Origin of the sequence: Pseudooceanicola sp. HF7 (assembly GCF_011806405.1) — a bacterium.
GTDB lineage: Bacteria > Pseudomonadota > Alphaproteobacteria > Rhodobacterales > Rhodobacteraceae > Pseudooceanicola.
The window spans coordinates 106333-126631 of sequence record NZ_JAATOW010000008.1 but is presented as its reverse complement, the minus strand read 5'-3'; the positions used below and the strand labels follow the sequence as shown (position 1 = coordinate 126631).

The 20299-nt window shown below is 61.3% G+C and carries 12 protein-coding genes; 6 read left to right on the top strand and 6 right to left on the bottom strand.

The window, feature by feature from the left end; translation table 11 throughout:
• The first annotated feature begins 19 nt into the window (after positions 1–19).
• Positions 20–1231: a winged helix-turn-helix domain-containing protein gene (locus HCZ97_RS06825; RefSeq protein WP_167687936.1), complete on the top strand. Its 1212-nt coding sequence runs from the start codon at positions 20–22 to the stop codon at positions 1229–1231.
• Positions 1232–1238: 7 nt separating this feature from the next.
• Here HCZ97_RS06825 and HCZ97_RS06820 read toward each other — a convergent pair whose 3' ends face one another.
• The 3 genes from HCZ97_RS06820 to HCZ97_RS06810 all read right to left on the bottom strand — a co-directional run bounded on the left by HCZ97_RS06820 (position 1239) and on the right by HCZ97_RS06810 (position 4359).
• Positions 1239–2033 carry a xanthine dehydrogenase family protein subunit M gene (locus tag HCZ97_RS06820; protein WP_167687935.1) on the bottom strand — a complete coding sequence of 265 codons (795 nt, stop codon included), beginning with the start codon at positions 2031–2033 and terminating at the stop codon, positions 1239–1241.
• Between the two features lie 123 nt (positions 2034–2156).
• Complete coding sequence (locus tag HCZ97_RS06815) at positions 2157–3434, bottom strand: glycosyltransferase family 4 protein (RefSeq protein WP_167687934.1); 1278 nt, start codon at positions 3432–3434, stop codon at positions 2157–2159.
• Between the two features lie 10 nt (positions 3435–3444).
• Positions 3445–4359: a glycosyltransferase gene (locus HCZ97_RS06810; RefSeq protein WP_167687933.1), complete on the bottom strand. Its 915-nt coding sequence runs from the start codon at positions 4357–4359 to the stop codon at positions 3445–3447.
• Positions 4360–4850: 491 nt separating this feature from the next.
• On the opposite strand from HCZ97_RS06810, the gene HCZ97_RS06805 reads away from it, so the two are divergent.
• Both HCZ97_RS06805 and HCZ97_RS06800 read left to right on the top strand, forming a co-directional pair.
• Positions 4851–5888, top strand: coding sequence for a glycosyltransferase (locus tag HCZ97_RS06805; RefSeq protein WP_167687932.1), 1038 nt, complete (start codon positions 4851–4853; stop codon positions 5886–5888).
• Positions 5885–7186, top strand: coding sequence for a glycosyltransferase family 4 protein (locus HCZ97_RS06800; RefSeq protein WP_167687931.1), 1302 nt, complete (start codon positions 5885–5887; stop codon positions 7184–7186). The genes HCZ97_RS06805 and HCZ97_RS06800 overlap by 4 nt, the downstream gene beginning before the upstream one ends.
• A 509-nt stretch (positions 7187–7695) precedes the next feature.
• On the opposite strand, the gene HCZ97_RS06795 is transcribed toward HCZ97_RS06800, so the two are convergent.
• Positions 7696–8595, bottom strand: coding sequence for a sulfotransferase (locus HCZ97_RS06795; RefSeq protein WP_254871389.1), 900 nt, complete (start codon positions 8593–8595; stop codon positions 7696–7698).
• 120 nt (positions 8596–8715) lie between these two features.
• Between HCZ97_RS06795 and HCZ97_RS06790 the strand changes: the two genes are divergently transcribed.
• Complete coding sequence (locus HCZ97_RS06790) at positions 8716–11598, top strand: S8 family serine peptidase (protein ID WP_217701735.1); 2883 nt, start codon at positions 8716–8718, stop codon at positions 11596–11598.
• Between the two features lie 514 nt (positions 11599–12112).
• Here the strand turns inward: HCZ97_RS06790 and HCZ97_RS06785 are convergent.
• Positions 12113–14692, bottom strand: coding sequence for a CheR family methyltransferase (locus HCZ97_RS06785; RefSeq protein WP_167687929.1), 2580 nt, complete (start codon positions 14690–14692; stop codon positions 12113–12115).
• 90 nt (positions 14693–14782) lie between these two features.
• On the opposite strand from HCZ97_RS06785, the gene HCZ97_RS06780 reads away from it, so the two are divergent.
• Together HCZ97_RS06780 and HCZ97_RS06775 are read left to right on the top strand one after the other, a co-directional pair.
• Positions 14783–15154, top strand: coding sequence for a response regulator (locus HCZ97_RS06780; protein ID WP_167687928.1), 372 nt, complete (start codon positions 14783–14785; stop codon positions 15152–15154).
• Positions 15155–15241: 87 nt separating this feature from the next.
• Positions 15242–17896: a PAS domain-containing sensor histidine kinase gene (locus HCZ97_RS06775; RefSeq protein ID WP_167687927.1), complete on the top strand. Its 2655-nt coding sequence runs from the start codon at positions 15242–15244 to the stop codon at positions 17894–17896.
• A gap of 12 nt (positions 17897–17908) precedes the next feature.
• Here the strand turns inward: HCZ97_RS06775 and HCZ97_RS06770 are convergent, their stop codons facing one another.
• Positions 17909–19861, bottom strand: coding sequence for a bifunctional diguanylate cyclase/phosphodiesterase (locus tag HCZ97_RS06770; RefSeq protein ID WP_167687926.1), 1953 nt, complete (start codon positions 19859–19861; stop codon positions 17909–17911).
• Between the last annotated feature and the right edge of the window lie 438 nt (positions 19862–20299).

Below are 20299 nucleotides of genomic sequence, written 5' to 3'. Positions count from 1 at the left end.
CAACGCGCCAAAGGATCCCATGGCCGAGAACGCGCTTCCGCTGCTGGACAATCGCGGCGCCCGAAAGCTCTTCCTGCATCGCCACTTGCTAGGGGAACCGCCCAAGGGCAGCGGAAAGGGTGCGGACCTGGCCGGGCTGGTCCGCGACCTTGGCTTCGTTCAGGTGGATTCCGTCAACACCTTGGCCCGCGCCCACGACATGATCCTCTACGCCCGGCGTCCCGCATACCGGCCAGGCAACCTGGCCCCACTTATCGAACGCGACCGCCTCTTGTTCGAACATTGGACACATGACGCGGCAATCCTGCCGACGGAATTTCTTCCCCATATCCGGCATCGCTTTCAGCGGGATGCCAACCAGATGCGTGCGCGCTGGCCAAGATGGCAGGGGTCCGCGTTCCTGGAGGAGCTGCGGAAGGTCAAAGACCACGTCGCGCAGCACGGTGAGGTTTGCTCTGCCGATCTCAAGTCCGAAGAAGCCACCAAATCCACGGGGTGGTGGGACTGGCACCCTTCCAAGGCGGCATTGGAGTTTCTATGGCGCAGCGGGGAATTGGCCGTGTCCCGCAGGCAGGGCTTTCGGAAGTACTACGACCTGTCTGACCGCGTCCTCGGCCCGCAGACAGAACAGGTTCCATTGGAGGAAAGCCTGGACTGGCTGAACAACGCGGCGCTTGAACGATTGGGCTTCGCCACGAGGGGGGAAATCGCCGCCTTCTGGGACATCGCCACTCCGAAGGAAAGCCGGGCCTGGTGCCAGGCGGAACTCCAGGCGGGACGCCTGATCGAGGCTGAGGTTGAATGTGACAAGGGCCGCCGCCGCGTCTACTTGCGCCCAGGCACCTTGGAAAGCACCGTCACCCTGCCCGACCCGCCGAAGCGGATCCGCGTGTTAAGCCCGTTCGATCCTGCCTTGCGTGACAGAAAGCGGGCAGAACGGCTCTTTGGCTTCCACTACCGGATCGAGATATTCGTTCCGGCGCCGAAACGTAGCTATGGTTACTACGTCTTTCCCTTGCTGGAAGGTGATCGGCTGGTTGGCAGGATCGACATGAAGGCAAACAGGGAAAGTGGCACGCTCGACATCGCCCGCCTCTGGCCAGAGGAAGGCGTGCGTTTCGGCGCAGGACGGATTGCCCGGCTGGAAGCCGAACTCATACGTGTCGCGCGCTTTGCCGGGCTGGATAGACTTCACTGGGGCCCAGACTGGCTGGCAGCCAGCCAGCCCTAGGCAATCGTCATCCAGCAAGAGCCGCAGAAACAGCGCGGCGGGTCATAACCGCAACCAGGTGGGCGCGGTATTCCGGGCTGCCGTGCAGATCACCGATCATGCCGTCGGCAGGCAAGCTCAGTCCTTCCAGCGCCTCCGGCGCGAAATCTGCCGAGAGGGCCTCTTCCGCTTCGCTCCAGCGGAACACCCCTTCTTCCGATGCGCCTGTCACGGCAACCCGAACTCCGTCGGCGAACCGCGCCACGAAGACGCCCGCCATGGGAAAACGGGACGCAGGCTGTTCGAATTTCTGGTAGCTGGCGGCTTCGGGAACCGGGAAACGGACCCCGATCACGATCTCCCCCTCCTCCAGGTCGGTGGTGAACATGCCCTGGAAGAAATCGTCAGCCGCGACCTCTCGCCGATCTGTTAGGATTGTCGCCCCGGAGGCCAGCGCGGCTGCGGGGTAGCAGGCAGCCGGGTCATTGTTCGCCAGGCTGCCGCCGATTGTTCCGCGATTGCGAACCGCCGGATCACCGATCCCGCCGGCAAGTGCGGCCAATGCCGGAAAATCAGCAGCAGCCTTTTCTGCGACGGTCACGTGCGGGGTGGTGCCCCCGATGACCAACTGACCATCCTCCATCCGCACGTGGTTCAGCGCTTCGATCCCCAAAAGGCTCACAAGCTTTCCCGGTGCGTTGAGACGCTGCTTCATGGTTGGAATCAGCGTCTGCCCACCGGCAAGCGGCTGCGCCTCTTCATCAGCAAGGGCGGTAATGGCCTCTTCCAGAGTAGCGGGTTTGACGAACTCGAAATTGTACATGGCCTGATCCCTTTCCCGCGCGAACGCTTCTCTCTTAAGGGGCAGACTTTGGCCTCTCAGCCAGGCATGTCAATAACCCGGAGCCGTCAGGCCCGGTGAACGGCCAGCGTTCCAGCACCCTGCTCAGATCCGTGGGGGTGGTGGAGGCGCTTGTTCGGCCCGAAATCTACCGTCCCTTGCGGCTGTCCATTCTAGGCCCGAAGGCGGCCCCTCTTTCAGTGCAGGGACCGGTAAGTCAGAACCCTCTCGCGTTTCAGGCCAACACAGGCGCGCGGTCATCAGACGCATTTGCTGCGCCCATTCAGGGAAAGAGAAGTGCTTTTGAAAAGCACCGCGGATATCCCGACGCGCGGCGATGGGGTCGGCGCGGTAGGCTTCCGTCAAGGAAACAAGGCGCAAGGCGTCTTCCTGCGCATCGTCCGGGCCTGTCCCGCCGCTCAGCTCGGTGCAGAATGGGTGCAGTTCCCGGATCTCTTCCGTGCCTCGGATCGCACTAAGCGCGACCGGCAAGCCTGCTTCGAAGGCCTCGAGTGCCCCAATCGGCATCCCCTCGTAGCGAGATGTCAGGAGATAGGCATCGGCATTTGCTAGCAGCGGTCGGATATCCGAAACCTCGCCCATGAACCGAACACGTGAAAGTGGACCTGGTCCGAGGATACGACGAGCACGCACGCGAAACCCGGAATGATCCGTGCCGGGTCCGCAAAGGGTCAGGCGATAACTGCCTGGCAAAGCGGCAAAAATCCTGAGCGCGCGCGCCAAATCCTTTTGCCAGGCATCGCGGCCGGTCATGATGATGTCTCGATCCGGTGTTCGCTGATCGGGCGATGACAGCGCGCCCAAATCCGCGCAATTCGGCTGTGTGAATACGCGGTGCCGTTCGTACTGCTCCGCGCCAACCTCTTGGCGATACAGTTCTTCCGCAGCCGTAGAAAGGAACACCAGCCCCAAGCGCGGCCCCACCCTAAGCAGCAGCCTTTCCACGCGTATCGCCAAGGCAGAGGCCCAGCGTCGGTGACCCGGGCCAAACGGCAGCCCGTGGAAGGTCACGGCCAGTTCAGGATTACCAGGCAGGACACCGCCCGCCGCCAGCAGCCGCAACAAGAGAACCCCCATGCGGGAATGGGCCCAAATCAAATGCGGCTGCTCCTGAACAATCACGCGCTGCAACGCCCGCGCAGCCCGAAACCAACGTGGCGGCCAAACGGAAGTCCTGAGACCAGGCACGACGACATGGCGCGCAGGACTTTCTGCTAGAAAATCATAGCCTCCTTTGTTCTTATCCGAGGCCACGGTCAGTTCTGCCAACTGGCTCGTGGCGCGAACCACCTGGCGAATATGTCGGGGCACCCCGCTGCGCCCACCGTCACCGCCGATAAGCAGGATGCGCGGCTTGCGCAAAGAACCCGCCTCAGACCTTGCCAAGGACCGCGGCCCCCCAGAACCCGATACTGCCATCAATGCTTTGACGGTAGATTCCGGCCCGACGCATTTGACGCAAGCGCTCACGCAGGGGGGCGTGCCGGCCTTCAATGAAAATCTCAAGGATTTCGCGGTTCTCCGGTATGAGATAGCCCGCGCAACGCTCCAACGCATCGACCTGCGCCTGAATCCGCTTGGCATAGAGCCCACGAGACACCTTAATCTTGCGGCGCAACCATTCGCTGGCACCCCCACCTGCCCCGATCGCATTGCCGCCATGCTGCCGATAAAGCACCGACGGCTCCCGATCCATCAGGGAAATCGCGCCAGCGCCAGTCAGCAATTGGTACAGCCACCAGTCATGAGAATAGATGCCGTGAGCCATCGGTGCCGCATCCCGCGCGATCCGCGCTGCCGCGCCGTTCATCACGATGGTATTGCCGTACGCGACGTTCTCGACAAGCGCATTGGCGAAGCTTGGACGCAAGCGCGGCACGCGCGAAGGGCGCAACCGATGCGGCGTCCAGTCGATCCGCCGACCGAAGACAAAAGCCGGCACCGTCGACGGCAACCGATTCAGCATCGTCACCGCCCGGCTAAGTCGTTTTGGAAGCCAGATGTCATCCTGATCAGCCAAGGCTACATGGCCAGGCACATCCGGCAATTCCGCGATCATGGACAAGTAATTCGCGGCGAACCCCGCTTGCGGGCCTTTTCGTGCGACGACATTGCAAGGCCCATCCCCGAGCGCCTCAGAAAACCGTTCGATCACCTGCAGGCTGCGATCCGTGGAGCCGTCATCGCTGGCCCAAAGGGTCCAGCTTTCACAGCCACTGGCCAGAAGGCTGGCAAGCTGCGGATCAAGATGTTCCTCGCCGTTGCGCACGCCCATGAGGATCAGCATCGGGGTCTCCACTCCAGTCATAGCACCAGCATGGCGCATTGATTGTTAAAATTCGTCTAACCGCGGCCCTCGCCAACATGGAAGCACAGGCCAGCGCACCCGGCCAAGGCAAATCGCTCACGCGCAACCTCATCGCAGGAAACTCTGGACCGTAAACGCTTCATTCATCAGGCAACGTCTATCAACGCGAAACGGTTTCAGAATGGAACAGAATGATGAGATCAGCCGCGGTCGCCTTTCGCCTTGCCAGAAGGTTCACCCAGTATGCGAAGAAGGAAGGTCTGCGTACGGCCACCCGGCGTGCGCTTATCTGGTGGCGATACGCGGGCAGCGGCCAGCGCCCCTCTATCGCGCCAGAGGTCACTGCGGGCCATGGTGGCCTAAGTGCTTTTTTCCGTTCAGAGGACAGCTCCTTCTGGACCGAGACCGCTGAAAAGACGGCCTTTTGCGTCTCAACCCCGCCGATCCTACGCCAAAGGCCTAAGATCGCGATGATCGGTGACCTCAACCTGCCCCAATGTCGGAAGTACCGTGTGGAACAGCTGGCGGAAATCTTCGCTGTGGCCGAAGCAGATTACGTCTTTTCTCACTATGAAGACCTGCCCCGCTGCATGGATATCATGCAGGACGCGACTCATCTGCTGCTCTATCGCTTGCGCAGCCACCCGCATGTCACGCGCCATCTCTACGAGGCCCGGCGCCTCAAACTCCCCATTCTCTACGATATCGACGATCCGCTCTTCTCGGTCCCCGCCTATGCAACCTATGGAAATATGGCCGCCCTGCCGCCGGAGCTGAAAGCGCACTTCATCGACGAAGCGCCGCATTACGCGGACATAATGAACATGGCGGATGCAGTCTCTGTCTCCACCCCAGCACTGCGGGATCACGCCGCGGAGTTCACCACCCGACCCGTCTTCCTGCGCCGCAATTTCGCAGATGCCGCCACGTTGGAAGCACGGCCCTTGCCCCCTGCTGAAGAGGCCAAGGATTTTCGGCTTTGTTTCGCCAGCGGCTCTCATGGTCATGAGATCGACTTTGCCGAGATCGGGGCAGACGTGATGCGCTTTCTTTCTCGTGGAGCGGACCGCAAACTCGTGATCCTTGGCCATTTCGATACAAAGCGTCTCCCCACGGAGATCCGCAGCCAGGTAGAGACGCATCGTTTCACAGATTACGCCGGTTACCTTTCGCATCTTGCCAGTTGCGATGCCGCCGTGATGCCGCTGGCCGATGACCTGTTCAACCGCTGCAAGAGCGGCGTTCGGGTCATCGACGCTGCGTCTGTCGGGGTGCCCAGTCTGGTCGGACGGGTCTCTGACATGCAGGCGCTGGTAGAGGACGGCCGCAGCGGACGCGTACTGGGAGCTGGCGCAGATTGGGCTCAGGCCCTGGAGGATCTGGTGCGCGATCCCGGCCTGGCCCGTCAGATGGGCCGGAATGCCCGCGCCGATCTTGAAGCCAATTGGTCAGCCCGCAAGAACGCGCCGGTCATCGACCCCGAGATGATCCGCTGGGCAACCGCATGAAGAATTCCGAGCCCCATATCCTGGTCGTGAACATCTTTTTCGCCCCCTATACCTATGGCGGGGCGACGATCGTCGCCGAAGAGGTGGCCCGCGGCCTGCAAAAACGCCACGGTTGGCAGATTTCAGTCCTGAGCGCGGTCAGCCGGATGGATCTGCCTCCCTATGCGATCCGAAAGATCCAGTCCGGCGAGATTCCCAATTACGTCATCAACTTGCCGCCGGCTCGCCCCTTTGCGCAGATGTACTCCAACCCCCAGGTGACAGAAGCGACGAGCCGGCTGATTCAGGCCCTTTCCCCGGACCTCCTGCATCTGCATTGCATCCAGGAATTGGGCACCGGCGTCATTCGCGCGGCGCGGCAAGAAGGGCTTCCGGTCGTGGTATCGGCCCACGACTACTGGTGGATCTGCGAAAGACAGTTCATGATCCGAGCGGATGGGCGCTATTGCGGTCAGGACCCTGTCAAAATCGAAGGTTGCCGAAGCTGCGTGCTGGACCTGGCCCAAAGCCGCACGCGTATGTTGCAACTGCGCCAAGCCTCGGAAGAGGTAGACCTGATGACCTACCCTTCCGAATATGCCCGTGATCTCTGCCAGCGTTCTGGCCTGCAACCGAAGTCGGACGCGGTTTGGCAGAATGGCGTCACCCAGCCGGGCACCGACTTCGCCATTGCTCAGGCCGAACGGCGCCGGAAATCCCCTCGACTGGTCTTTGGCTATTGCGGCGGCCCGTCGGACATCAAGGGCTGGCCCCTTATCCGAAAGGCATTCGAAAGTCTGGACCGCAGTGATTTCGAGGTTCTTCTCGCCGATGGCAGCATGGAGGGAAACTGGTGGTCGGATGTGGACTTCTCCACTTTGCCCGGAAAATGGCGCACACATCCGCGCTACAGCCAAGCGGAAATGGATGGCTTCTGGATACAGGTCGATGTCCTGTTGTTCCCATCACAATGGAAAGAGACCTTTGGCCTGACGATCAGAGAGGCGCTTGCCCGTGGCATTCGGGTCATCCAGACCGACAGCGGAGGGACAGTGGAACATGGCGGCCCGGATCGCGCCCGTGCCATCCCGATCGGAGCAGATGCCGAAACACTGAGAAACGAAATCCGACATGCGCTGACTCGCCCAGACCGATATGCGCAGCCAATACCCATTGCGGATTTCGTCACCCAGACAGATGAGTTCGTTGAGCTCGTGAGTCCCCTGTTTTCGAAGCGGGTACCCGGCTCGGCAGGACCCGTAAGGATATCACGTCCTGATCTTCCTAATCTGCAGCAAGTGGCCGCGCGCACAGCTTAAGCCAGCAGGGAATTGGACGCCCGTACAAGGTGCAGGTGCTAATTGGAAATTCCGCGGCTACGCTTCCCCCGAGAGACCTGCCGAAACCCTTCCACTCGCCTGGCACAACTCACGTAGCTCGCGGAGAAAACCCGAAGCAACGGAAACGTGCCATTGACGACCTTCCACCGTACGGAAGAGGCGGGCGGCCACTGCGAGGCCTTCCGGGCATCCTGAGACCCGGTGTATCCTGTTTAAGAAGAGACGATGAACAACAACCGTGCCGCGGGTGCGCGGAGTGCTCTGTCGGCGCTCGACCCCCATGCAAAGCGCGCTTGGCTCGGGCACAAACAATCCAGGTGGAACCGGACCCTGCTCTCATCGAAATCGTAAGTTCGAAGCAGAGTTCAGTTACAGATTATGGCTCGGATGTTGCATTGGCCGACCGCAGGAACGGTCGACTCACGTTATAAACGAAGAGGCAAACTTACACGCATTTAAGCACACGCTCGCCTTGCACCGAGTGCCTCTCAGCTACTCCAGCTCTCTGGAACTAAGATTCCTTCTGCCTCGACCTCGGCTGTGATGCGGGCCACGTCCTCAGAAACGAGTTCAGGGAAGAAATCAGGCATCGGAATGGAGGCGGATTCGTTGACCTTCCGCTCGATGATCTCTTCGGAATAGTCGTGATGCGGAAGCTCCAGGAAATCCTCGATCTCAGCCAGGAAGGCCCGCGGATCACGACGCATATCCTCATAAAAGAAGGGGCGAAACCCGTCTTCTGGCAGAGCTGCCCGCATACGCCGCAGAATTATGCCGTATTCCGCGTTCTCCCAAATGAAGGGCTTTCTCATGAAATCCTGCATCTTTCCCGGTGACCAGGTGTCGAGAAGATGCAGCTTGTCGGTGACTTGCAGATGGAATTTTACATGGCTCCAGAGCCGCTTCACTGGATGGCGCATGGTGTAGATCACCTTGAGCCGGGTACAGTTGCCTTGGATATGCTGCCAGGCCTCCGGCGGGAGATGGGCATAGAGATTGGAAAAGTCGCAATTGTACAACTCGCCGCGCGGGCGGGTGAAAAGATTACGATACCAAAGATCGTCCACAGGCCGTGAGAGGTAGTTGGCCACCCAGTGCAGGTTGACACGGATCCGGTCGGGATTGGTCCGCTCCGGATTGTAGCGCGGCAGGTACCGGTCCTGGGCGATGGTCAGGCGCCGGGCATCAGAAAGCTGCCGGTTGTTCACGTAGGCGTGGTAGAAGTAGTGGATTTCCTTCTCCAGCGTGAAATGCAGCTCCGGGTGCTGTGCGAGGACGGAATACAGCCAAGTCGTTCCGGCCTTCATCGCGCCCGTGCTCAGGAATAGATGTCCGAAAAGACCCGCATGTGCATTTGTCTGAAGCATTTTTCCCGCCATGTCCGACATTCTGTCCGACATCGGTTTAGGGCTAAATCCTCAATCATTTATTACCGGAAGAAGGCCATCTGAATCTCCCCAAACCCATTCAAAATTGCTTAAAGGTCTCCTCACAAACCTTACCAGAGCATGACGGAAGTTGGGCGGCTGTTTACCTGTGTTACCTATCAACGCCCTCGTCATTTTGTCATGTGGGGGACAGAAATGCCGAGGGGAACAAATCCGCTTCAGGATCGCCAATGGCACTTGGACATGATCGGCGACCTAGACGCGATCTGGTCGGATTTTACAGGGCGAGGGGTTCGGGTTGGGATTTATGATGACGGTGTGCAGTCCAGCCATGCCGACCTGAGGGCGAACTATCTGAACCGGCTCAGACTGGATCAAGTCGGATCCCAGCCCAATACACCTCATGATGGGCACGGCACAGCTGTTGCGGGGATAATTGCGGCGGCGGACAATGACATAGGTGGCATCGGCATCGCCTACGAGTCCGGGGTTACCGGCGTCAACTACCTGACCGATGCCTTTTCCCTGGGCCTGTCAGGATACCTCTCCGTGATGGAAGACACCGCCCGTTTCGACGTTGTTAATTTTTCCTGGGGCGCCAGCCCACGTTTCATGGATTACAGCGACATCGGAGACTCAGGAAGCCAAGCTTCGCTTGAACATGGCGCGCTTCAGACCGCCCTGAATACCGGCCGCGGCGGGCTTGGCTCGATCTTCGTGAAATCCGCCGGGAATTACGCCAATGACACCTCTTGGCAGCATTTCGGCATCTGGGGCAATGCCAACGGGGACGGGCTCAACGCCACCTACGGGTTGATCGTGACAGGTGCCACCGACCGCAGGGGCCATGTAGAGGATTATTCCAACTGGGGGCACAGCCTGCTGGTCTCTGCGCCGTCCGCTTCAGCCACCACGGACATATCCGGCGAGTTGGGGTTCACGGCCTCCGATTTCGTAGAGGACTTCGGCGGCACCTCTGCGGCAGCGCCGGTCGTATCCGGCGTCGTTGCGCTGATGCTGGAAGCCAACTCGGGCCTTCATTGGCGGGACGTGCAGAACATCCTCTCTCTTTCGGCGCGCCAGACTGGCTCTGCCTACGGCGACGAAGAAAGTGGATACGAGGTCTCTGCCTGGCTGGCCAATGACGCAACCAACTGGAATGGCGGCGGCGTGACCTTCAGCGAAAGCTATGGCTACGGGCAGATCGATGTCTTCGGCGCCGTCCGCATGGCAGAAGTCTGGTCCAGCTTGTCACCGGACACCGCTGAAAATGCCTCGGTGCATGAAGTCAGCACGCGCTTCAGCAGCCCGGTTCGCCTTCAAGACAATGCGCGCACAGAGATCGAGATAGAGGTGAATGGCGCCGACATCGAAATCGAACACCTCTATGTCACCGTCGATTTCAACCATGCATGGATATCGGACGTCGAGATGACTCTGGTCTCGCCCGAAGGCATGGAAATCGCCCTGCTACGCAAAGAAGGTTTCGGCTCATATAGCGATGACTGGACCTTCGGTGTCACCTCCCTGCGCGGTATGTCAGCAGAGGGCACATGGATACTGCGCGTAGCTGATACCGCCGTCGCGGACGTGGGCATGATCTTCGGGATCACGCTGGAGTTCCACGGCAGCACGATCGACACCGACGATATCTACACCTTCACCGAAGACTACCTGACCCTGCTGGACGAAGAGTCCGATCGCCGCACCATAACCGAAGAAAACGGAGGACAGGATTGGATCAATGCCGCAGCGCTGCAAGGTGATATCAAAGTCGATCTGCACTCCGACCACTCGGAAATGGGTGTCGACGGCCGCGACTGGGTGACGATCGACGGCGTGGTAGAGCATTTCGCCGGCGGCGACGGGGATGACACAGTATCCGGCAACTTCCAGCACAATAGACTGATCGGAGCGCGTGGCAGGGATCTGCTTCACGGCGGGGCCGGTAACGACACGCTGGATGGCGGGCATGGCGATGATTACCTGCAAGGCGATGACGGTAGCGACCAGATGAAGGGCGGGTATGGCTTGGACACGCTCTACGGCGCCAGCGGTGATGATGTCTTGGATGCCGGCAATGATGACGACTACCTCGATGGAGGCGAAGGCGAGGATCATCTCGATGGCGGCGACGGTCATGACCAGTTGTATGGCGGTGCCGACGACGACGGGCTTCTCGGCGGATACGGGTTTGATACCCTCTATGGAGGCGGCGGCGTTGACACGCTGGACGGCGGTGAACGCCGTGACGCGCTCTACGGCGGCAGCGGCTGTGACCATTTGTTTGGCGGCTCTGACAATGACAGGCTTTGGGGCGACGACCTGTTGGATGTGCTGCGCGGTGGCTCGGGTGAGGATCGCCTTTTTGGCGGCACCGGCGATGATTTGCTCTTCGGGGACGCAGGGTTCGACCGCTTGGTAGGGGGCGCGGGCAGCGACAAGCTTTATGGTGGGCACCAGGCCGATACGCTCCTGGGAGGTTGGGGCGATGATCAGGCGTTTGGCGGGATGGGGTTCGACAGGATTTTCGCTGGTTCCGGCGATGATGAGATCTACGGCGAAGACCAGCAGGATGGCCTGTTCGGCGAAGACGGCAACGACCAGATCTACGGTGGAGCAGGCGGGGACAACGTCTTTGCCGGTAGCGGCAACGATGTGATTGAAGGTGGAGAGGACGACGATACGATCAACGCAGGATCGGGTTTCGATCGTCTGGATGGCGGAGAAGGCGATGACGTTCTGCGCGGGAATTTCAACGCCGACATCTTCGTCTTCAAGGCTGACTTCGGAAACGATACGATCACAGATTTCGAGGCTCTGAACCCTTTTGAAAGGATCGATCTGCGCGGCGTCACTGCGATAACCGGACTGAACGACTTGATGGAAAACCATCTTGAACAATCCGGCAGCCATACGACCATCAAGGATGGAGAAGGGAATTCTATTACTCTCCTGAACGTTTCAATTGAAGACTTGGACAGCAATGATTTCATTTTCTGAGAAAGGGGAAATTAACACCCGAGAGCGCCGCCCGCCCTTAACTTGAGGCTGCGAACCCATTCTTTTGAATGGGCGTGGTAAGTACGGAGTCCGGCACCCACTGCACGTGAATATTTCTATTCTCCGCCCGCATTTTCGATTGGGAACGGGAATGGTCGCATCCCTGAACTCTTAAGTGCCTTCAGTGCGGTTCGAACGGTTCCGGCACATCTGAAAGCCCAGTGCCCTGACGGGGGGTATCGCGTGTCGTCTTCGATGCTAATGGGGTCATCCATGACCGAGGTAACAGCGGCAGGACCGGGCCATCGGAACCTCCCTGGTGGGGCGCGACTATTAACCGGCATCCGCGCTCCTGCTTTTCGGGAGATGAAAAGTCCGGCAACAGCCGCGGCTCTTGGTTTCTTCCGTCTCCCCATAGCCCCGGCGTTTCAGCCTGGTCGATCCGCTTACAGGCAGCCCCCATGCGACTCGGAACGCCGACCAGACGGCAGGACCGATCAGGCTGCCCCCCCTTTCAGGAGAAGACCTGATCGCCAAGGAAAAGCATCGCCACGCCACGCCGCGTGCCTTCTGCCTCAACCCGCTCGACCGGATTTGCCCGGATCGTCAGCGGCTTGCCGTTGTATTCGCCGGATCGGCTGAGCTCTTTGCCAGTCTTCAGCACCTCCCGCGCCAGCGCGGCTAGATCCGCGAAATCAAGCCGCGGGCCGACCACGTCCAGGCTACGCTGCACGTCATGGGCCTCAAGTTCGAAGACCTGGCCGATAAGCCGCGAGAATCGGCGGATTCGCAAATCGTGATCCAGCACGATCACGCCGGTCCGCAGCAGATCCAGAACAACCTCGGTATCGCGGTTCAGTTCCGACAGCATCTCAATCTGGCGTTCATGTTCCGAGCTGACGGAAACCAGCTCTTCGTTCACCGCGTGCAGTTCCTCGTTGGAGCTCTGCAGCTCTTCGTTTGAAGCCTGGAGCTCTTCGTTGGAGGCCTGCAACTCCTCGTTGGAGGCCTGAAGCTCTTCGCCGCTGGCTTCCAGCCGTTCGGTGACGTTCTGCAGCGTTTCCTCTGTAAGGCGCAGATCGCGTTCAAGCTCCTGGATGCGGCGGCTCAGGAAAATACGGTCGTCGCCCTCTTTCGGGATACCGCTGAAAGAGGGGCTGACAGGCGCTTCAACCGGGTCGTCCCGCGTCAGCCCGATCAGCAGAAAGCGGGGCGTCGCAGACATGTCCAGCGGCTCGATGCGGGCCTTGACCTCATGCTTGTCGCCGCCCGGCAGCTCCACAACGACCTTGCGCTCGTAGGCATCCCGCTGACCCTGTCGGAAGCGCTCCATCCCGACATTGATGGTGAAATGCAGATCCGGGTGAACGATGTCCTGCACCGTCCATTCGGCCAGGTTGTTCATCGTGTCGATGTAGTTGCCCGCCAAGCCGAACCAGGCCAGCACCGTGCCATCGACCCCCAGCAAGATGGAGGACGGCGCATAGCGCTTGAGCAGGGCGTCATAGCTGCTGACCAGCGTGTCCTTGTCCCGCGTTATCGGCACCGGGGCCTGACGACGGCTTTCCGCCGCGCGCTGACTGGCCCATGAGGTGCTTGGCACCAGATCTGTACGGTCGGGCACTTTAAGGTTGCCGGTCAGCATAGACCGGTCCAGAACCCGCCGATCCGAGCTGTTCTTGAACAGCCGCCAGCGGCTGTTGACCACCTCGAACTGACCGCTGTAGCGGCCTAGGCTTTCCGACGGGCCGAGCAGCAGGAATCCATCCTTTCGCAGCCCGAAAAGGAACATCGAGATCACCCTGAGCTGTGCTTCTTCGTTCAGGTAAATCAACAGGTTGCGACAGGAAATCAGGTCCAGCTGCATGAAGGGCGGATCGCTCAGCGCATCATGGACGGAGAACACGATCTTCTGGCGCAGCTCGGGATCGACCACGTATTGGCCCCGGTGACGGGTGAAATAGCGATCCCGGATGTCCTGCGGAACCGAGGCCAGGGCCGATTCCGGGAAAATCCCGGACGATGCCATGTCCAGCGATCCCCGATGCACGTCCGTGGCGATGATGCGGAACCGGCGTTCGACCCCCGCGGCCAGCAGTGCCTCGCTCAGCTCGATGGCAATCGTATAGGCCTCTTCCCCACTGGCGCATGCGGGAACCCAGATCCGCAAGGAGCTTTCAGCGTTGGAATTGGCGACCATCTTGTCCAGCGCCTTCTGACGCAGAACCACCATGGCTTCCGGATCGCGGTAGAACTCCGTCACGCCGATCAGCAAATCCTGATAAAGCTCATCCAGCGCTGAGGGGGTGCTTTGCAGCAGCTCAAGGTAGCTGGTGATGGATTTGATGCCGCGCAGCTTCTGGCGCCGCTCGATCCGGCGTAGCACGTTGGCAGACTTATAGGCCGAGAAGTCCACGTGGTGCTGTCGTTCCAGCAGCTCAAGGATCGTGATCGCGGCCTCCTTGTTCGATGCTTCGGCAGACGCCCTCTCTCCTCCGGAAAGCTGCAAACGGATCGCCTGGGGCATTTCCGAAACCGTCAGTACCCGATCTTCTGCACCAAATGTCAGCGCCGCTTTCGGCATGGACGAGAACCCGGCCTCTTGCGGGGATTGCACCAGGACCATGCCGCCCAAGGCATGGAATTCCCGCGCGCCGCGCGCCCCGTCCGAGCCAGAGCCAGACAGGATCACGGCAAAGGAATTCTCAACGCCGCGTGTTGGCAACGTCCGGAACAGTGCATCGATGGGAAGCTGCGGCAGGGGGCGATCATCCGCGTTGCTGCGCACGCGCAGGATATCGCCGTCAAGCTCCACCAGCGTGTTCGGACGGTTGAGATAGACCGTGTTCGGCTGCAGGCTCATGCCGTCTTCGACATGCAAGATGTCCATCCGGGTCTGACGGGCCAGAAGCTCGTCCATCATGGACCTGTAATCAGGCGACAGATGCTGAATGACGATAAAGCACCAACCGGCACTATCAGGAGCCGCCTTGAAGAATTCCTCCAAAGGTTCCAGTCCACCGGCAGATGCGCCGATGGCGACAAGCGTCAGCCGCTTTTCCCGCGCGCTGCGTTTCGTCTCGGTCGTGTCCATTCCGGGCTTTCCCTTGAATTCAGGAATTATATGTTGAAGCTAACTCATGGTTGACGCAACCATAAGCTGCAAGTGTGTTAAGAGGTAAGCGTGGCACGTATTTTGATCGCCGATGATGATCCCGGATACCTCGCCGCGTTTTGTGACGGCATGCAGGCCCTTGGTCATTCCACGCATGGTGAATTGAATGGCGAAGCGGCATTGCAGGCCTTTGACAATGGCGAATTCGACATCGTGTTCCTTGACGTCTTCATGAAGGGCGGCGGGGCCGTGGTGCTACTGCACGATGTGCGCAAGCGCAATTCGGATATTCCGGTCGTGATCATCACGGGCAAGACCGAAATGGTCGGGTCCCCCTTGTTCGAAAGCGGCTTGCGCCTGGCCCAGGCCAAGATGCGCAAGACGGCCAGCCTGACGGAGCTGGGGCAGCTGGTCAATCGGCTCACCGGATCCCGTAGCTGATCGGGCTTTCCAGCCCCGGACAGCCGGCCAGACAGAGGGCCGGCAGGCAGCGCGAAACGGGTAAGGAATGGCACAAAGGAAACCGACATGCCGGCTGACGACATGGGACAGGCGAAGACCCGGACCGCCCAGCCCCTCGCCGGCGCTGATGGCGCAACCGGATTGACTGACAAAGACACTTCAACGAGCACTTCGATCGGCAAGACCACCGCCCGGCGCAGCCCTATCTTGTGCAATGCCGCGGTGCTTGACTGGCTGCGACCGGCACTGGCCATCATTGTGGTCGCCCTGACGCTCATGGCGCTTGTGCCCGGCTGGCTTCTGGGCTTGGACCTGACCGCCCGGTTGCACCCGGATTTCCCGCGCATGGTGCCCGGCACTGCCATTTCCCTGCTGTTGATCGCCCTGTCGCAACTCGTCACCCTGCGCGCGGACACGGTGCTTTCGCTGGACCGATCCAGGCGCCTGCGCCGTGCAGGCCTGCTGCTGAGCGCCGGAGCCGGATGCTACGCAGCGCTTCGGCTAGGGCTCTGGCTGGGCACCGGAGGGACAGGAGCCGCCCTGCCCCTGCTCGAGCCCGCGTCGCCCCCGCAAGTGCTTTCGCCCGGTGCGTCGATGTCCGGCGGCGATCTTTCGACCTTGGCCAGCTCTCAACCTAGGCCCGCCCTGGACCGGCCCCGCGATGCCATGTCCCTGGCAACCGTGCTTTGCCTCATGCTGGCTGCCGGCGGCTCCGCCCTGCGAAGCTCTGCCTCTACCTGGGTGGATCCCGTGTTGCGCCATCGCGCCCGCATGACCGCAACCGCGGGTCTCTTGCTTAGCCTCATCGGGTTCAGCGGCTACGTGATCGGCGGTGACGGCTTCGGAGAGGTCCTGCTGGTTTCCTCCATGGGGGTGCTGACCTGTCTCTGCCTGATGTGCCTGTTCCTGGGCCTGCTGCTGGCACGCCCCGTCGAAGGCTGGGCAGGGCTGCTGCTGGGCCCGGGCGACGCCGGGCGCAGCGCACGTCGCCTCGCGGCTCTGGCGCTGATCGTACCGTTGCTTCTGGGGATCGCCCTGCGCCTCGGCCATGAAGGGTTCGGGGGGGGCTTGCTGCTGACCTTTGGAAGCGACCCCAGCGCTGACCCCGATCCGGACTTCCTGCTTGGGCTGATGCTGGTCCTGCTGGGCGCGGCTGCCATGGCCATAAGCATGATCATCGCCTCTGACCGGGCCGAAGCCGCCCAACACATGAAGAACGAAGAGCGCCGGCTCAGCGACATTCTGGACGGGATCGACAACGCGGTCTTCGCCTTTGATCCCTCTGGCGCGCTTCTGCATGTCAACGAAGCCGCCCAGGCGCTGACCATCGGCGCGCCCTCGCCCTCTGCCTGGCTGGACCAGGCGCGGTTCCACCACCTCCAACAACGTGCGCCCCTGGAAGATGGCGAACGTCCGTTGCAACGGCTGATCCGCAGCGGCCACCCCGGCGACATGACCCTGGGCTACCTGGACCCGGCCCAGGATGAACGCATACTGCATTTTGTCGCCCGCCGCACCGGAACGCCGGAAGCGCCAGGCCAGTGGATCCTCAACGTCACCGACGAAACGGCCCGCTGGCGGATGCGGAGTCAACTTGACCGGGCCGAAAGGCTGGATGCCATCGGCCAGATGTCCGGCGGCATCGCCCATGAAATGGCCAATATCCTGGGTGTCATCAGGCTGTCCGCCGATACCGGTCAACTGACGGAGGACGCGATTTCCCATGGGCGCTACTTCTCGGCCATCCAGGAAGCCTGCGACCGCGGCACGGAGCTGACAGAACGGATTCTGGCCATATCCCAGAGTCAGGGCTATGGCGCCCGTCCGTTCGAAGCCGCCCGCGTGATCCGCGAAGCGACCACCTTTGCCCGCCGCACCATGCCCAGCAACATCGCGCTTCAGGTGCGGATGCCGCGCAAGCCCCTGCCCACCGGCTGCGATCCGCGCGACCTCGAAAACGCCATTCTGAACCTGCTGCTCAATGCCCAGAACGCGATCATCGAAGCCGATCAGCGCACAGGGCGCATCTTGCTTTCGGTGACCCGCAGTGACGACGCGATCATCGTGACGGTCGAAGACGACGGCCCCGGCATGTCCCCCGATGTCCTGAGCCGCGCCACGGAGCCCTTCTTTACCACCCGCCAGCACAGCGGCGGCACCGGGTTGGGACTGGCGATGGTGCAGAACTTTGCCAGCCGCAGCGAAGGCCGCCTTTTCCTCAGTTCCGCTGAAGGGCGCGGGACCACCGCCCGGCTCACCTTCCCGGCCCTGCCGGAGGTCGAAGATCACGCCGCCTTTGGTCTGCCAGCGCATCCTGCCTCAGAAAACGGTCCCATCGGACCGCTTGATCTGACGGGCCTGAAACTTCTGCTGGCAGAGGATGATGTGCTCTTCGGTGAGACAGTGGGCGATTCCCTGCGCCTTCTGGGAGCGTCACTGGTCGCGGCGTCGACGGCCTCTGCAGCTGCGGAACTGCTGCGGTCGCGGCGCGACTTCGACCTTCTGATCACCGATATCGTCCTGCCCGGCGGGTTGAATGGCTTTGACCTGGCCGCGCTGGCCAGGGAGCAGCGCCCGGACCTGCCGGTGATTTACGTCAGCGGCTATGGTGCGGATTACCACAGCGCACAGGAACGGCCGCCGGGTATCTATCTGCGCAAACCCGTGAGCATGCAGGTCCTGGCCCACAGCATCTCTCGCCTCTGTCGCGCACCTGCCTGAGCGGCTATGGCGCTAGTCGGTTATCAGGCGGGTGGCAAATCCAGTGGGGCCCAGCGGACGGCCGTAGATGAACCCCTGCCCCATGTCGCAGCCCATCTCTTGCAGGCGCTTAGCCTGTTCGCTGTTCTCGATCCCTTCCGCGATGACCCGGAACCCAAGGTCCTTGGCCAGCTGCACGATCGAACTGACAATGGCCCGGTCGCGGTAATCGGTGCAGAGATCGCGGATGAAGGACTTGTCGATCTTGACGATATCCACCGGCCAGCTCTTCAGATGGCGCAAACCGCTGTAGCCCATGCCGAAATCGTCTAGCGCGATCTCCGCACCGCGTCGGCGCAGTTCCTCCAGGGTGCGGAAGACCTGGCCGGAGGGTTCCCCCATGACCACCGTTTCCTGGACCTCGATGATGATCGCGGACCAATCTACCCCGAAATCTGACAGCGCGGCCTGGAAATCGAAGACGAACTCACGGTCCATGAGGTCGAAATAGGTCAGGTTCAGCGAAAGCTTCACTTGCCGGTCCAGCGCCAGGCGGGCCCTGGTGAAATGCTGCAGTGAGCTCTGGATAATATGCCGCGTCAGCAGCGTGGCGAGGCCGTGATCGGTGAAGATGGATGAGAACGTCGCCGGGGACAGCAGACCGTGTCGCGGGTTTTCCCAGCGGCAAAGGACCTCGTAGGCGTGGGTCTCACCCGTGGACAGCTGCACCATGGGCTGGAAGTAGGGCACCACCTGCCCGGCCCGGCACGCCGCCTGGAAAGTCTTGGCAAGCTGCGCGTGATCGAAACGCTCTGCCACGTCCTCGCTGTAGACCGTCGCCGTGCTGCGCCCGGATTCCTTGGAGGCATAAAGCGCCAGGTCCGCGCGGTGATAAAGCGTGTCGTAATCATCGCCATGCTCGGGCGTCACCGCCGCGCCAATGCTGACCCGCCCAAGATCCGGCTTGTTCAGGTAGGCAGAGGCCCGCAGGATCGTCATCCGGCACATCGTCATCAGCGATTTCAGGTAGCTCTCACCCATCTTGGGCAGATCTGCGAAGACGGCGAATTCATCCCCCCCAATCCGGCCCACGATGGCATTTGCGCGCGAGGTATCTAGCAATGCCTGCGCCACGGTCTTCAGGTAATTGTCCCCGAACTGGTGGCCGTACATGTCGTTGACCGTCTTGAAGTGGTCCACGTCGATCAGGATGAAGGCCCCCGGCTCACCTTTCAACTCCAGACGCTCGCGCACCTTGCCTTCGAAGGTAGAGATATTCTCCAGGCCGGTCAGCGGATCCTGCTCCGAGATCCGTTGCAAGCGCAGTGCGCGGCTGCGACTTGCGGCCAAGTCGCGCTGCAGATCCAGCCGTGCCCACCAAGTCGAAAGCAGGAACTCCAGGTTGTCAGCGACCCGTTCGACATCTGCCAGCGTCAGCGGCGTGAAGGGGACCAGAGGGGGATCGTCCGGGTGATCGGAGGAGACGTCAGCGCTGGCATTGCCCGGAGCGTAGCCCAGGGCCAGCATGCCCGCACATTGCCCGTCCTGCAGGTACAGCACACGCGTCAGCGCACGCGCCGGAGTCGGGTCGCCCAACTCATGCATTTCTGTGGCCTCTGCCTGCAGGGCCAAGCCGCGCGCGTCATGATCGAGATTGGCGTCCGCCAGGTCTAGAAGCCTGTTCCAGGCCAGGTCGCGCAGCGCCGTGATGTCTGCCTCTACCTCGCCCAGATGGCATATCATCGGATTGAAGCTTTCTTTCTCCTCGGCCTCCGGAAAGCTGCTGGCGACCTCGGCGACGCCCGGCTGGACAGGCATGACGGGAACCCCGGTTCTGGCAACCAGAGCCGGGTTGAGAAGCAGCACGGCACAGCGCGCATCCGTGGTGCTGCGAGCCAGTTCGAGCGCGGCATCAAGAGACCGGGTCAAGCCGTCCAGCCCCAGGTCGAGCGTTTGCATCGGAACGAACCCATCTCCGCCGATCATGCGGGCACCCCGCGGTCCACGAGGCCTGTCGCGCGGGGTATCTTCCCCCGGCTCCTGCGACAGGTCGGACGCATATTCGGCCTCTGGATCGAACTCCGGTTGAGGGTCGCCATCAGGCCCGGATGCCACCCTTGCCCCGGCGCCGTCCACCGCATCAAACCATTGCCCATCCGAACGTCGAGGCTGGCGATGCGCCACCCGGTCCTGCTGAGCATCACGCCCTTCAATCGTCCCGTCTTTCGTGGATTGTCCCATTCGGGTCCCCCCGGAGCCCCGCAATCAAGCCCGGCCCCTGCTGTGCCCTTGCCATGGACAGATCTGTCATTCCCACTCCTGCACGGGGCACCGGCCCGCTTGAACTTGCGGTCCCGTCGCAGGCCCGCCTTTCGGTGATGACTGCCCCTGCGGGCCGCTTTCAGGGGCCATAGGTCAGGACAA

Bases quoted from the DNA above. Each gene is read 5' to 3' on its own strand.
- HCZ97_RS06825 (WP_167687936.1), top strand. From the start codon at position 20: ATGGCCGAGAACGCGCTTCCGCTGCTGGACAATCGCGGCGCCCGAAAG.
- HCZ97_RS06820 (WP_167687935.1), bottom strand. From the start codon at position 2,033: ATGTACAATTTCGAGTTCGTCAAACCCGCTACTCTGGAAGAGGCCATT.
- HCZ97_RS06810 (WP_167687933.1), bottom strand. From the start codon at position 4,359: ATGCTGATCCTCATGGGCGTGCGCAACGGCGAGGAACATCTTGATCCG.
- HCZ97_RS06805 (WP_167687932.1), top strand. From the start codon at position 4,851: ATGATCGGTGACCTCAACCTGCCCCAATGTCGGAAGTACCGTGTGGAA.
- HCZ97_RS06800 (WP_167687931.1), top strand. From the start codon at position 5,885: ATGAAGAATTCCGAGCCCCATATCCTGGTCGTGAACATCTTTTTCGCC.
- HCZ97_RS06795 (WP_254871389.1), bottom strand. From the start codon at position 8,595: ATGTCGGACATGGCGGGAAAAATGCTTCAGACAAATGCACATGCGGGT.
- HCZ97_RS06790 (WP_217701735.1), top strand. From the start codon at position 8,716: ATGACGGAAGTTGGGCGGCTGTTTACCTGTGTTACCTATCAACGCCCT.
- HCZ97_RS06785 (WP_167687929.1), bottom strand. From the start codon at position 14,692: ATGGACACGACCGAGACGAAACGCAGCGCGCGGGAAAAGCGGCTGACG.
- HCZ97_RS06775 (WP_167687927.1), top strand. From the start codon at position 15,242: ATGCCGGCTGACGACATGGGACAGGCGAAGACCCGGACCGCCCAGCCC.
- HCZ97_RS06770 (WP_167687926.1), bottom strand. From the start codon at position 19,861: ATGATCGGCGGAGATGGGTTCGTTCCGATGCAAACGCTCGACCTGGGG.